Origin of the sequence: Endozoicomonas sp. G2_2, from assembly GCF_017744135.1 — a bacterium.
Lineage (GTDB): Bacteria > Pseudomonadota > Gammaproteobacteria > Nevskiales > Salinisphaeraceae > Salinisphaera.
Map to the genome: position 1 here is coordinate 315,288 of NZ_JAGHQU010000003.1, position 12,930 is coordinate 328,217.

General features: G+C 66.2%; 12 protein-coding genes and 1 tRNA gene. 5 read left to right on the top strand and 8 right to left on the bottom strand.

Annotated features, from left to right (window positions below; all coding sequences use genetic code 11):
• Nucleotides 1–47: 47 nt before the first annotated feature.
• Genes J7355_RS05565 through J7355_RS05575 form a run of 3 tightly spaced genes read left to right on the top strand, consistent with a single transcriptional unit; the run spans nt 48 to nt 3,500 of the window.
• Complete coding sequence (locus J7355_RS05565; protein ID WP_209060694.1) at nt 48–851, top strand: enoyl-CoA hydratase-related protein; 804 nt, start codon at nt 48–50, stop codon at nt 849–851.
• A gap of 55 nt (nt 852–906) precedes the next feature.
• Nucleotides 907–2,913 carry an acetyl-CoA carboxylase biotin carboxylase subunit gene (locus tag J7355_RS05570; RefSeq protein ID WP_209060696.1) on the top strand — a complete coding sequence of 669 codons (2,007 nt, stop codon included), beginning with the start codon at nt 907–909 and terminating at the stop codon, nt 2,911–2,913.
• 41 nt (nt 2,914–2,954) lie between these two features.
• Nucleotides 2,955–3,500, top strand: coding sequence for a hypothetical protein (locus J7355_RS05575; protein ID WP_209060698.1), 546 nt, complete (start codon nt 2,955–2,957; stop codon nt 3,498–3,500).
• A gap of 21 nt (nt 3,501–3,521) precedes the next feature.
• Here J7355_RS05575 and J7355_RS05580 read toward each other — a convergent pair.
• A tRNA-Gly gene (locus tag J7355_RS05580) sits at nt 3,522–3,597 on the bottom strand.
• A 196-nt stretch (nt 3,598–3,793) separates the two neighbouring features.
• Here J7355_RS05580 and J7355_RS05585 point away from each other — a divergent pair.
• Together J7355_RS05585 and J7355_RS05590 are read left to right on the top strand one after the other, a co-directional pair.
• Entirely contained in the window at nt 3,794–4,687 is an 894-nt protein-coding gene (locus tag J7355_RS05585) for a TIGR01777 family oxidoreductase (protein WP_209060700.1), read from the top strand.
• Between the two features lie 3 nt (nt 4,688–4,690).
• Entirely contained in the window at nt 4,691–6,109 is a 1,419-nt protein-coding gene (locus tag J7355_RS05590; RefSeq protein WP_209060702.1) for an FAD-binding oxidoreductase, read from the top strand.
• Between the two features lie 94 nt (nt 6,110–6,203).
• On the opposite strand, the gene J7355_RS05595 is transcribed toward J7355_RS05590, so the two are convergent.
• From J7355_RS05595 to nuoI, 7 genes are read right to left on the bottom strand one after another with little or no spacing between them, the layout of a single operon-like run.
• Nucleotides 6,204–6,641, bottom strand: coding sequence for a DUF4019 domain-containing protein (locus J7355_RS05595; protein ID WP_209060704.1), 438 nt, complete (start codon nt 6,639–6,641; stop codon nt 6,204–6,206).
• Nucleotides 6,642–6,643: 2 nt separating this feature from the next.
• On the bottom strand, nt 6,644–8,098 hold the full coding sequence (gene nuoN, locus J7355_RS05600) for an NADH-quinone oxidoreductase subunit NuoN (protein WP_209060705.1): 1,455 nt from the start codon (nt 8,096–8,098) through the stop codon (nt 6,644–6,646).
• A gap of 12 nt (nt 8,099–8,110) precedes the next feature.
• Nucleotides 8,111–9,640 (bottom strand): NADH-quinone oxidoreductase subunit M, encoded by a 1,530-nt coding sequence (gene nuoM, locus J7355_RS05605; RefSeq protein ID WP_209060707.1) that lies wholly within the window; start codon nt 9,638–9,640, stop codon nt 8,111–8,113.
• 12 nt (nt 9,641–9,652) lie between these two features.
• Nucleotides 9,653–11,500, bottom strand: coding sequence for an NADH-quinone oxidoreductase subunit L (gene nuoL / locus J7355_RS05610; RefSeq protein ID WP_209060709.1), 1,848 nt, complete (start codon nt 11,498–11,500; stop codon nt 9,653–9,655).
• The gene (gene nuoK, locus J7355_RS05615) at nt 11,497–11,805 is read right to left on the bottom strand and encodes an NADH-quinone oxidoreductase subunit NuoK (protein ID WP_209060711.1); all 309 of its coding nucleotides are present in this window, start codon (nt 11,803–11,805) and stop codon (nt 11,497–11,499) included. The genes nuoL and nuoK overlap by 4 nt, the downstream gene beginning before the upstream one ends.
• On the bottom strand, nt 11,802–12,359 hold the full coding sequence (gene nuoJ / locus J7355_RS05620; protein ID WP_209060713.1) for an NADH-quinone oxidoreductase subunit J: 558 nt from the start codon (nt 12,357–12,359) through the stop codon (nt 11,802–11,804). The genes nuoK and nuoJ overlap by 4 nt, the downstream gene beginning before the upstream one ends.
• Before the next feature lie 12 nt (nt 12,360–12,371).
• Nucleotides 12,372–12,887, bottom strand: coding sequence for an NADH-quinone oxidoreductase subunit NuoI (gene nuoI, locus J7355_RS05625; protein WP_209060715.1), 516 nt, complete (start codon nt 12,885–12,887; stop codon nt 12,372–12,374).
• Nucleotides 12,888–12,930: the final 43 nt, after the last annotated feature.

Here is a 12,930-nt window from a genome sequence, read left to right on the forward strand (position 1 = left end):
TCGCTTGCTTGCCGAAACGCGGCGCCTGTTCATTCGGAGAGCATCTGATGACCTTACCGCAAACCCGCCATCTCGCCCTGGAGCTTGTCGATGGCATGCTCTACGTCACCCTCGACCGGCCCGACGTGTCCAACGCGCTCAACGGCGAGATGGTCGAGGAGCTCGCGGCCACGGTCGACGCGATCCACGACGATCGCAGCGTGCGCGCGCTTGTCCTGCAGGGCCGTGGGCGGCATTTCTGTGCCGGTGCGGACCTGAAATCCATTGCCGGCGATACCGGTGCTGCGGCGCGTTCGCGGGTGGTCGCCTTCAACCGCCGTTTCGGCGAGGTGCTCGCGCGCATCGACAGCGCGCCGCAGGCGGTGGTCGTGGTGGCCCAGGGTGCGGCACTCGGCGGTGGCTTCGGTCTGCTGTGCGTGTCCGATATCGCGATCGTCACCCGCGACGCGAAAATGGGCATGCCGGAAACGCGGCTCGGCCTGCCGGCCGCCCAGATCCTGCCGTTCGTTGTCGCGCGTATCGGGCTGACCCAGGCGCGGCGGATCGCGATGTGCGGTCTGCGTTTCGACGGCGCCGAGGCCCATCGACTGGGCGTGGCCCATGAGCTGGCCGACGATGCCGACGACGCGGCTGCGCGGTTGAACACCGTCCTCGCCGACATTCGTGCCTGCGCGCCAGGGGCGAACGCGGCGACGAAACAGATTCTCGCCGCCCTCGACACCACGCCGTCCGGCGCGTTACTGGACGCTGCGGCCGAACACTTTGCCGACTGCCTGACAGGCGAGGAGGGCCGGGAAGGCACCCGCGCCTTTACCGAGAAGCGGCCGCCGTTCTGGGCCGACACGCCATGAGCTGCGTGCTGCCCACGTCGCCGCGCGGCGTCGACATCGCCATGGAGCTCGACACATGACGGATTCACGAGCCCCAGCCACGACGCCTTTCGATCGGGTACTCGTCGCCAATCGCGGCGAGATCGCCCAGCGTATCGTGCGCGGCGCGCGCGCCGTGGGCTGTCAGAGCGTGGCCGTTTATTCCGCGGCCGACGCCGAGGCCCTGCACGTGCGCGAAGCCGACGCGGCGGTGGCGATCGGCGGCGCACCGGCGGCCGAGTCCTATCTGGCGATCGAGCGGCTGATCGACGCCGCGCGCGCCAGCGGCGCCCAGGCGATCCACCCGGGCTACGGCTTTCTCGCCGAGAACGCGGATTTCGCCCGTGCGGTGACCGAGGCCGGGCTGGTGTTCATCGGCCCGAGCGCGGACGCGATCGAACTCATGGGCCGCAAACGTGAAGCCAAGCAGCGCATGATCGCGGCCGGCGTGCCCTGTGTGCCGGGTTACGAGGACGCCGATCAGTCCGACGACACGCTGATGGCTGAGGGCGTGCGTATCGGTTTCCCGCTTATGGTCAAGGCTTCGGCCGGCGGCGGGGGGCGCGGCATGCGGCTCGTCGAGCACGAAGCGGAGCTGGCCGCGGCGATCGAGAGTGCACGCTCGGAAGCGAAGAACGCCTTCGGGTCGGACGAACTCATTCTCGAAAAAGCCGTGCAGGGCGCACGCCATGTCGAGATCCAGGTGCTCGCCGACCACCACGGCCACGTCATCCATCTGGGCGAGCGCGACTGTTCGGTGCAACGCCGGCATCAGAAGGTGGTGGAAGAAGCGCCGTCACCCGCCGTGGATGCGCCGTTGCGCGAACGCATGGGCCAGGCCGCCGTGGACGCCGCGCAGGCGATCGGCTATCGCGGTGCGGGCACGGTGGAGTTCCTGCTGGATGCCAGCGGCGCGTTCTATTTCATGGAAATGAACACGCGCCTGCAGGTCGAGCATCCGGTGACCGAGATGATCACCGGTCTCGATCTGGTCGCCTGGCAGCTGCGTATCGCCGCCGGCGAGCGACTCACGCTCGCGCAGGACGACGTGGGCTTTGACGGCCACGCCATCGAAGTACGGCTTTGTCTTGAAGACGTTACCCAGGATTTCATGCCGCAGACAGGGATCGTGCGGGCATGGCGGGCGCCCAGCGGGCCGGGCGTGCGCGTCGACCACGGTCTTTTCGAAGGCCAGACCATCACGCCGCATTACGATTCCATGGCCGGCAAGATCATCGCCTGGGGCGAAACGCGCGAGATCGCGCGCCGGCGGCTGGTTGTGGCGCTTGCCGAAACGTTGTTGTTCGGTCCGACCAGCAACCGCGATTTTCTTGCGCGTATTCTGGCGCATCCCGTGTTCGTCGCCGGCGAAGCCGATACCGGTTTCGTCGGCACGAACATGGCCGACGCGATGACGGCCACGGCACCATCCGCCACGCACCGCGCACTCGCTGCCGCGGCGCTGCACGCGCACGATGCGGCGACGCTGGCCGACCGGAACGCGCTGGCGACGGAATTGCGCGACTGGCGCAGCGCGAACGACAACGAAACCCCATGGGTGCTCGAGCACGCCGGCCAGGCGCATACGCTGCGCCTGCGCTGTGCGGGCGGCCGCTACGAGGTGCGTGTCGATGATGAATGGATCGCCCTCGAACTCGGGCGGAGGTACGGCACACGGCTCGACTATGTACAGGACGGCGTGGCGCGCCGGGCCGATGTGCTGTGCGCCGGCGACGCCGTGTGGTTGTGTGCCGAGGGCCGTACCGCCGTTTACGAAGACGCGATGCGCCGCGCCCCGAACGCAGCCGACGGGCCGGGTGACGGCCGGCTCGAGGCCCGCATGGACGGGCGTATTCAGCGTGTCGATGTGACCGCGGGGGAGCGGGTCGCCGCCGGCCAGACGCTTTTGGTGCTCGAGGCGATGAAGATGGAGTTTTCGGTGACGGCCGATATTGACGGCGTTCTGGAACGCCTCGACTGCGCCGCCGGCGACCAGGTCGCGGCGCGCCAGTTGTTGGCCGTGATCGCGCCCGATAATCTCTGAAGCCGCAATCGTTTTACCGCACCGCAAGTCGTTGTATCGCTATGGCCACACTGTCGACCGCTCGATTCGCCGCGCTGGCCGTGACCAGTGCCGTGCTGCTCGGCGGCTGTAGCACCGCGCCCGTCTACGATTTCGTCGATCCGGCGCACCGCGACGCGCGCTATGACGGGTTTCTCGCCTATGCGGCGTTCGAGGATCTAGCACTGCGTGCGGCCTTTGAACGGGCCCTTTGCGCCAGGCTGTACGACGCCGGCCACGCCTGCGAGACAATGCTCGCGGCCGCACCGCCGACCCGCGAGCAGGATGCCGCCAGCCGTCATGCCGCCAGCCGGCGCAGCGGCGCTCAGGCGACATTGCTGATCAATCTGGCCGATACCCGCAGCCCCGAGCGCGCCGCGCTCGCTCAGGCGCGACCGGCCTATGAAATCAGCGTGCTGGATAACCAGCAGCAGACGGTGGTGGCGCGCTTCGCCATGGAAGCATCCGACGCAGGTCACGGCGGATCGGTGGCCGACCGGGCCAATAGCCTGGCGCGTCGGCTGGTGGCGGCTCTGGAGCGGGAATCGCTGCTGTTCGAGCGGCGTTAGAGCGCCGAACGATGGTGTGCGTGGAGCGGCGGACGAGATTCGAACTCGCGACCTCGACCGTGGGAGGGTCGCGCTCTACCAACTGAGCTACCGCCGCGGCACCCGCACAGCTAACGTCATATTTCGGCGTTTTGCAAGCCTGATTCGCGCGCCGTTGGGCAACGGTCGAAACGCGATGCGCGTATCGTTTGAAGCCGGCATCAAAACACTGGCATCGGCGACGACGGCGGCATAGGCTGGTTGCGCTGCACCACGGTTGCCAGCACGAGCTTCAAGACCCAACGAGGTGTTCGATGGACAAGGCGTTGATCACGGGCGGCACCGGTTTTATCGGCCGGCACCTGTGCGCGTCGTTGCTGGACGACGACTGGTCGGTGGAGGTGGTCACGCGCGACACCGCCGCGGCGGCACAGGTGTTACCGAGCGGCGCCACGCCGGTGGCGGCCCTGAAGATGGCGCAGCCGGCCGATGTGGTGATCAATTTGGCCGGCGAGAATCTCGCCGATGGCCGCTGGACCGAAGCGCGCAAGCGCGAGATGCGCGAAAGCCGGCTGCGGGTCACCCGGGAACTGACTGACGTGATGGGCGAATGGCCGAGCCCGCCCCAGGTCCTGATCAGCGGCTCGGCTGTCGGTTATTACGGCGCACGCGGCGACGACGTGCTGGACGAGCAGGAGCCGCCGGGCGACGAGTTCCAGTCCGAGCTTTGTGTGGCCTGGGAGCAGGCGGCACGCCGTGTCGAGGCCGCGGGCGTGCGCGTCTGTCGTGTCCGTACCGGCATCGTGCTCGGCGCGAGCGACGGCGCGCTCGCCCAGATGATTACGCCGTTCCGGTTTGGCCTGGGTGGACACTTCGGCAGCGGGCGCCAGTTCATGCCGTGGATTCATATTCGCGACGAGGTGGCCGCGATCCGTTTCCTCGCCGAGAACCCGGACTGCCGCGGCGCTTTCAACCTGACCGCGCCACGGCCGGTGACCAACCGCGAGTTCACGGCCACGCTGGCACGCGTGCTCCGGCGGCCGAAACTCGCCTGGGTGCCGGGGCCAATGCTCAAGCTGATGGTCGGCGAGATGGCGCATCTTCTGCTCACCGGTCAGCGCGCGATTCCGGACGCGCTCGAACGCGCCGGCTTCAATTTCGAATTCAAGACGCTGCAGCCCGCCTTAAGCGACCTGCTGCAGCGATAGCGCATGGCAGACGACGCCATCATCGCGGCCTTGCAATCGGCCGTCGGCGCCGATCAGGTGCTGTGCGGCGATGCCGCCGCGCCTTATCTGGTGGAATGGCGCGGGGCGTTCCGGCCGGCCGCGTTGGCCGTGGTGCGCCCGGCCGATACCGATGCCGTGGCGGCGGTTCTGCGATGCTGTTGCACCCACGACTGCGCCGTCGTCGCCCAGTCCGGCAATACCGGCCTCGTGGGCGGCGCGGCCGCGAGCGACGCGCGCCGGCATGTGATCGTCAATCTTGAGCGCATGGATCGCGTGCGCGAGATCGACATCGACAACGCTACGATGACTGTGGAGGCTGGTTGTACGCTTGCGGATGCGCAGCGCGCCGCAGCCGACGCGGGCCTGTATTTTCCGCTGAGCCTGGCGTCCCGGGATCGCTGTCGTATCGGTGGCAATCTGGCCACCAATGCCGGTGGTTTGAATGTGGTCCGCTATGGCAACACCCGGGATCTCGCGCTGGGGCTCGAGGTCGTGCTCGCGGATGGCCGGATCTGGCACAACCTGACGGGACTGCGTAAGGACAACAGCGGGTTCGATCTTGCCGACCTGTTCATCGGCAGCGAGGGCGCGCTGGGTATCGTCACCGCGGCGGTATTCAAGCTCTATGACCCGCTGGCCCAGCAGGTCACGGCACTGTTCGCGCTTGACACGCCCGGCCAGGCGGTGACCCTGCAGCGACGGCTGATAGCGGCGTCCGGGCACAATCTCACCGGTTGCGAGCTCATGTCGCGCCAGGCGATCGCGCTGGCCTGTGCGCATATCGATGGATGTCGGGAACCGTTCGACGTGGATCACGAGTGGTATCTGCTGGTCGATCTGGCCACGTCCGCACGGGGGCACTGGCTGCATGACGTCATGGCGCAGGTTGTCGATCAGGCACGCCACGACGGGCTGCTCGGCGATGTGGTCATCGCCCACGACGACGAGCGGGCGGCCGCGCTATGGCACCTGCGCGAGTCGCTGCCGCCGGCGCAGGTCGCCGAAGGCGCTTCGATCAAGCACGACATATCGTTGCCGGTCTCGAAGCTGCCGGCGTTCCTCGATCGGGCACTACCGGCGATCCGGGAAGCGCTGCCGGGGGTACGGCCGTGCCCGTTCGGCCATGTCGGCGACGGCAATCTGCACTTCAATCTGTCGAAGCCGGCAGACGCCGACGACGCGTCATTTCTCGCCCAGTCGGAAATGGCCCACACCGTGGTGCACGATATCGTGGCCGAGATGGGCGGTTCGATAGCGGCCGAGCATGGCATCGGCCGGCTCAAGGTGGATGCGCTGGCGCGCTACAAGTCGGACGTCGAACGCGACATGATGCGTGCGATCAAGAAAGCGCTCGATCCGGATAACCGGCTCAATCCGGGGGCGGTCGTCAAAGGGCCGTGAACGGACTTGCGATGGAAAGGACGACGACATGCGCCGCCTGGTCGGTAAACGGCAGGTGAGGTCGCTAAGCCGGGTGTTCGGCGCTAGGCGATCGCTAACGCAGGAAGTAGCCCGCCGCCTTGAGTGCCTCGTGTTCGCGCACCAGCGTCACCGTTTCCTGCACGGTACGGTGGTTATCGAACCGGCTGGCGTAGACCAGTACCACGTAGTCGTTCTTCGGCACGTTGGGTAGCTTCTGCGTTCGTGCGACCGAGATGAGCGCGCGTTCCGTCGGCGCGCCACTGCCATGGCGTGCGGCTTCGACCGCTTCGACCCATGCTGGCCGCGCGATCCCGCTCTGGAAGAGCTTGGATGCCTGCTGCCAGCTGCGGGTATATTCGCCGCGGTCGATGAGGGCGAGCCAACCACGAGCCAGCCGGTCAGCGCGGGCGTCGTCCGGCCGGTCCGGCGCATACGTGGCGCAACCGGTCATGGCCAGTATCATTACGGCGAGTAGGAGCCCGCCCAGCGCAGAGGCGGTGCCGCGTGCCATGATCAGCCGCCGGCCATACCCGCGGCGTTGACCAGCGCGATCAGCGGCTGCGGATAGATGCCGAACACGGCGACGCCCGCCGCCAGCAGCAGCACCATGATGCCGCCGGACTGTTGGCCCCAGCCGGAAACCGCGTCGCGGCGGCTTTCGCCCGGCTCATCCAGAAACAGGATGACCATCATGCGCAGGTAGTAGTACAGGCCGATGGCGCTACCGGCCACGATGCCGCCCGCCAGCCACCACAGGCCGGATTCGACGGACACGGCGATCACGTAGAACTTGCCTAGGAATCCCGCCGTCATCGGAATGCCGGCCAGCGACAGCATCATCACGGTGAATACTGCGGCCAGGTAGGGCCGGCGCCAGAACAGACCGCGATAGTGATGCAGTGCGCCGGCGTCGGTGCCGGAATAGGGGCTGGAAACCAGTGTGACCACCCCGAAGGCGCCAAGCGTCGTGGCGACATAGGTCGCGAGATAGACGCCGACGGCCTCGGTCCCCAGCTCGCCCCCGGCCACGATGGCGGTCAGCAGATAGCCCAGATGCGCGATCGAGGAATAGCCGAGCAGGCGCTTGACGTTGCGCTGGCGCAGGGCGAGCAGGTTGCCGACCAGCATCGATGCGAACGCGATGACGCCCATGAGCGTGAGCAGCCAGTCGTGCGTGGCCGGCGCAGCGAGGGTGAAAAAACGCAGCAGCAGGGCAAAGACCGCGACCTTGCTCACCGTGGCCAGGAACGCCGAGACCGGGCCGGGCGCGCCCTCATAGACGTCCGGCGTCCAGAGATGAAAAGGCACCAGAGACAGCTTGAAGGCGAGCGCGATGATCATCATGCCCGTGCCGATCAGCACCCAGGACTGATGCGCGCCGCCGTTGGCCAGGCCCTCGATCAGGCCGGCATATTCGAGCGAGCCGGACGCGGCGTAGAGCAGGGCCATGCCGAACAGCAGGAACGCCGATGCAGCGCCCGAAAGCACCATGTACTTCAGGCCGGCCTCGAGCGAGATGCGGTCGCGATAGGCATAGGCAACCATGCCGTACAGCGGTACCGAAAGCAGCTCGAGCCCGATGAACAGAGACGCGAAATGCCGGCTCGCGATCAGCGCCAGCGCGCCGCCGGCCGAGCACAGCAGCAGGATATAGAACTCTTCGCGTCGATCCGGGAGCGTCTCCAGATAGGCGTGTGCAAGCGTCGTGCAGGCCAGCGAGGCGACCAGCACGATGGCGCCGAACAGCAGCGAAAAGTCGTCGATGATGAACAGCGGCGTGACCTGAATCGGCGTGACCTGCAGCACGCCCAGCAGTGACAGCAGCGCGGCGTTCAGCCCGATCACCGTCATCGTCGCCGCCGTGAAATGGTGGCGACGCACCGCGATCGAGAGCATCACGGTCACGATGGTGGCGCACAGGATGGCCAGTGGCGCCAGCGCAAGCAGATGGGTGGAGAACTGATTCATGACGCCTTTCGCTTAACGGGTCGGCAACGGAGCAACGGCGAACCAGTCGGTGACCTCGGTCATCGCCGTCTGCGAGATATCGAGCACGGTGTTCGGGAACAGCCCCACCCAGAGCGTGAGCACGAGCAGCAGCAGCATCATGCTGTACTCGCGCGGGTCGAGCCCGCCGAGTGACGCCTCGGATTTCGGCGTGCCCCAGTACACGCGGTGCATGAGAACCAGCGAGTAGATGGCGGCCATCACCAGTCCCCCACTGGCCAGCACCACGACCCAGGGCACGATGTCGAAGGCACCGAACAGGATCAGGAATTCGCCGATGAAGTTGCCGGTGCCCGGCATGCCCAGCGAGGCCATGACGAAGACCAGTGCGAAGCCGGGCAGTGCGCCCATGCGGCCGAACAGGCCGCCCATCTCGCGCATGTTGCGGGTATGGATGCGCTCGTAGATCTGTCCGGAGATGATGAACAGGCCGGCGGCCGAAAACGCGTGGGCGACCATTTGCGCGATCACGCCCTGCAGGGCCAGCAGCGTGCCGGAATAGATACCGATGAGCACGAAGCCCATATGCGAGATGCTCGAGCAGGCGATCAGGCGTTTGACGTCGGTCTGCGAGAAGGCGAGCAGGGCGCCGTAGTAGATGCCGATCAGGCCGAGCGCCATGGCGACCGGCGCGAACTGGGCCGAAGCCTCCGGGAACAGCGGAATCGCAAAACGCAGCATGCCGTAGGCCGCGGTCTTGAGCAGGATGCCGGCCAGATCGACCGAACCGGCAGTCGGTGCCTGCGCATGGGCATCCGGCAGCCAGCCGTGCAGGGGCACCACCGGCAGCTTGACCGCGAAGGCAATGAAGAACCCCAGCATCAGCACATAGGCAATCGCGCCGGTCAGCGGCGTGTCGCGCAGCACGACGTAGTCGAACGTGAACACGCCGGTCTGGCTGTAGTGGGCGAACACCAGGCCGAGGATCGAGACCAGCATCAACAGGCCGCTGGCCTGGGTATAGATGAAGAACTTCATCGCCGCGCCGATGCGCGTATTGCCCTTGGACCCGCTATGCCCCCACAACGCGATCAGGAAATACATCGGCACCAGCATCATTTCCCAGAAAAAGAAGAACAGGAAAAGATCGATGGCCAGGAACACGCCGACCACGCCGCCGATGATCCAGAGCAGGTTCAGATGAAAGAAGCCGATCCGGTTGGTGATCTCGCGCCAGGAACACACCACCGCGAGCACGCCGAGAAAGCCGGTCAGCGTGATCATGATCAGCGACAGGCCGTCGATCGCCAGATGAAAGGAGATGCCGAAGCGGTCGATCCACGGCAGGCGGAACTCTTGCGCCCAGTTCGGCGCGTTGCCGACCGCGCCGCCGGCCAGCGAATAGTCGCCCGTGACCCACAGCCATAGCGCGAGCGCGACCACGATCAGCATCGTCAGCAGCGCGATCCAGCGCGGCACCTGCGAAGGCGCGTGGCGGCTTTCCAGCTGCCAGCACAGAAGGCCGCCGATGAAGGGAACGAAAAGAAGCCAGCACAGGATCATTGAAAGCGTTCCTTATCCGAACAGCAGGGCCGCGAGCAGCACTGCGGCGCCGGCGAACAGCGACAGGGCGTACCAGCGCAGCCGACCGTTCTGGGTCGTCACGAGCGCGCTGTTGAGCATGAGCGCGAACTGCGGCGCGATATTGATCGTCGAGTTGATCCAGTCGTTGCGGTGTAGCCGCGTGAGCATCAGATAGGGACGCACGAAAACACGGTCGTACAGGGCATCGAAGCCCCACGCGTGGTGCCAGAACCGCCACAGGCGCAGGCCCACCGGCCCGGAGGCCAGATATTCCGCCTTCTCGCGTTTGCCCAGGAACAGCGCAGCGGCGATACCGACACCGACCACCGCGACCACGCTGGATAGCAGCTCGACCACGATTTTCACCGTGCCGTGCCCGCCGCCCTCGTGGACGGGCAGTACATCGGCCAGCGGCGGATGAATCCAGGCGCCGACGAAGGTGGACAGGATCGCCAGCACGATCAGCGGCAGATGATGGGCGATGCCCTTGCCGGCGTGGGCGTGCAGCTGCTCTTCACCGTGGAAGGCGATGAAGATCATGCGGAAGGTATAGATCGCGGTCAGCAGCGCGCCGGCCAGGCCCGCGAACCAGAGCAGGTAGTGGCCGTTGGCGAACGACATCCAGAGGATCTCGTCCTTGGAATAGAAGCCGGCGGTAACCAGCGGCAGGGCGGCCAGGGCCGCGCCGCCGATGATGAACACCCAGTAATCCAACGCCAAGCGCTTGCGCAGGCCACCCATCTTGAAGATGTCCTGTTCGTGATGGCAGGCGATGATCACCGAGCCGGCCGCGAGGAACAGCAGCGCCTTGAAGAAGGCGTGGATCATCAGATGAAAGATCGCCGCATCCCAGGCGCCCACGCCCAGGGCGAGGAACATGTAGCCGATCTGGCTCATGGTGGAATAGGCCAGCACGCGCTTGATATCGGTCTGGCAGAGCGCGGCGAAACCGGCGATCAGCAGCGTCACGGCGCCGATCACGCCGACGAACGTGAGCACCGCCGGGGCGAGTTCGAAGATCACGTGCGTGCGCGCGATCAGATACACGCCCGCGGTCACCATGGTCGCGGCGTGGATCAGCGCGGAGACCGGCGTCGGGCCGGCCATGGCATCCGGCAGCCAGGTCTGCAGCGGCAGCTGGGCCGATTTGCCGACCGCGCCGCCGAGCAGCAGCAGGGCGGCGAGATTGGCCATCGTGTCGCCTTCGGCCCAGGCCTGCGGCGCCTGTTCCAGTAGCGTCTGAATATCGAGGGTGCCGAATGTGGCGAAGAGCAGAAACAGGCCGATCGCCAGCGACACGTCGCCGATACGGGTAATCAGAAACGCCTTGAAGGCGGCCCAGGCGTTGGCCTCGTCCTTGTAGTAGTAGCCGATCAGCAGATAGCTGCACAGGCCCACGCCTTCCCAGCCGAGAAACAGCAGGAACAGGTTGTCGCCGAGCACCAGCAGCAGCATGGCGACGATGAACAGGTTCATGTAGGCGAAAAACCGCCCCATGCCCGGTCCGCCGTCCAGGTCGTGCTTCATGTACCAGCCGGCGAACAGGTGAATGAGAAAACCCACCCCCGTGATCACGCCGAGCATGGTCGCCGACAGACCGTCCAGATACAGCGCGAACGCCGGCGTGAAGTCGCCGACCGATACCCACGTCCACAGCGTCTGGCCATAGGCTTCACCGCTGGCGACGAAGCCGTAGATGATCATCGCCGACACCAGCGCCGACAGGCCGATGGAACCGGCGCCGATCGTCGCCGCGGCACGGTCGGACATGCGCGGGAAGAACGACAGCGCAACGCTGCCGGCCAGGGGGAACAGGATCGTCAGGGCAAGCAAATTCATCCGTGCATCTCGCTGGCGGCGTCGATGTCGATGGTCTTGAAGCGGCGATAGAGCTGTAGCAGCAGGCCGAGTCCGATGCTCGCCTCGGCCGCCGCGAGCGTGATGACCAGAATGAACATCACCTGGCCGTCGGGCGCGCCATGGCTGGCGCCGGCGACGATGAACGCCAGCCCGGCCGCGTTCAGCATGATCTCGAGCGACATGAGTATGAACAGCGTGTTGCGGCGCGTGGCCAGCCCGACGAGGCCGAGCGTGAACAGCAGCGCGGCCAGCACCATGCCGTGTTCCATGGGAATGCCGTTCATTGTTCGCCTCCCGGATGGCGGCGTCCGCGGGCGGCGGCGACGCGCTTGCGTTCGGCGTTGTCGCGGTCGTCCCGGCCCAGATGGGCCGCGACGACGAGTGCGGCGAGCAGTACGAAGGCAGCCAGCTCGACCACCAGCACATAGGCGCCGAACATGGTCCGGCCCACGCGTTCGGCCATCAGCGGTGTGCTGTCGACGCTGCCCAGCGATTCACCGCCGGCCATTGCTGCGGCCAGTACCGCGATCAGGACCAGAGCCAGCAGGCCCGGGCCGATCCAGACCGACGGCGCGAGCCAGCTTTTTTCTCGTGCCACCGTTTCCTGATTGAGATTGAGCATCATGATCACGAAAACGAACAGCACCATGATCGCGCCGGCATAGACGATGACTTCCAGCGCGGCCGCGAACGGCGCGCCGAGCGTATAGAACACGATCGCCACCGACAGCAGCGACATGATCAGATACAGCAGCGCGTGCACCGCGTTCGCGCAGGTGATCACCCGCGCGGTCGCGGCAACGGCGACGATAGCGGCGAGATAGAAAGCGAATTCCATAATGCCCGGCCCCTATGGAAGCAGCGTCTTGACGTCGATGGGCGCGGACTCGTTCTCGGCCTCGCCCTTGTCCTTGCCGCCCACGGCCATGCCGGCGACGCGATAAAAGTTGTAGCCCGGGCGCTTGCCGACACCGGAAATGGTCAGGTCGGACTTCTCGTAGACCATGTTCTGGCGATCGAACTCGCCCATCTCGAAATCGGGGGTGAGCTGGATCGCGTAGGTCGGGCAGGCCTCCTCGCAGTAGCCGCAGTAGATACAGCGCGAAAAGTTGATCCGGAAGCTCTCGGGATACCAGCGGCCGGTCTCGTCCTCGCCCTTGACCACGCTGATGCAGTCCACCGGGCAGGCTACGCTGCACAGGTTGCAGGCCACACAGCGCTCGGCGCCGTCCGGGTCGCGCGTGAGCACGATACGCCCGCGATAGCGTGGCGGCAGGTAGGGTTGCTCCTCCGGATACAGCACCGTGTCGCGCTTGCGAAAGGTGTGCATCAGGGTCATCCAGATGGTGCGCAGGACACTCAGCATAAGCGGCTCGAGCAACGACGATGAGAGACGGGTTTCACGATCA

Bases quoted from the DNA above. Each gene is read 5' to 3' on its own strand.
- nuoI (WP_209060715.1), bottom strand. From the start codon at position 12,887: ATGCTGAGTGTCCTGCGCACCATCTGGATGACCCTGATGCACACCTTT.
- nuoM (WP_209060707.1), bottom strand. From the start codon at position 9,640: ATGATCCTGTGCTGGCTTCTTTTCGTTCCCTTCATCGGCGGCCTTCTG.
- J7355_RS05585 (WP_209060700.1), top strand. From the start codon at position 3,794: ATGGACAAGGCGTTGATCACGGGCGGCACCGGTTTTATCGGCCGGCAC.
- J7355_RS05575 (WP_209060698.1), top strand. From the start codon at position 2,955: ATGGCCACACTGTCGACCGCTCGATTCGCCGCGCTGGCCGTGACCAGT.
- J7355_RS05565 (WP_209060694.1), top strand. From the start codon at position 48: ATGACCTTACCGCAAACCCGCCATCTCGCCCTGGAGCTTGTCGATGGC.
- nuoK (WP_209060711.1), bottom strand. From the start codon at position 11,805: ATGAACGGCATTCCCATGGAACACGGCATGGTGCTGGCCGCGCTGCTG.
- J7355_RS05590 (WP_209060702.1), top strand. From the start codon at position 4,691: ATGGCAGACGACGCCATCATCGCGGCCTTGCAATCGGCCGTCGGCGCC.
- nuoL (WP_209060709.1), bottom strand. From the start codon at position 11,500: ATGAATTTGCTTGCCCTGACGATCCTGTTCCCCCTGGCCGGCAGCGTT.
- nuoJ (WP_209060713.1), bottom strand. From the start codon at position 12,359: ATGGAATTCGCTTTCTATCTCGCCGCTATCGTCGCCGTTGCCGCGACC.
- J7355_RS05570 (WP_209060696.1), top strand. From the start codon at position 907: ATGACGGATTCACGAGCCCCAGCCACGACGCCTTTCGATCGGGTACTC.
- J7355_RS05595 (WP_209060704.1), bottom strand. From the start codon at position 6,641: ATGGCACGCGGCACCGCCTCTGCGCTGGGCGGGCTCCTACTCGCCGTA.
- nuoN (WP_209060705.1), bottom strand. From the start codon at position 8,098: ATGAATCAGTTCTCCACCCATCTGCTTGCGCTGGCGCCACTGGCCATC.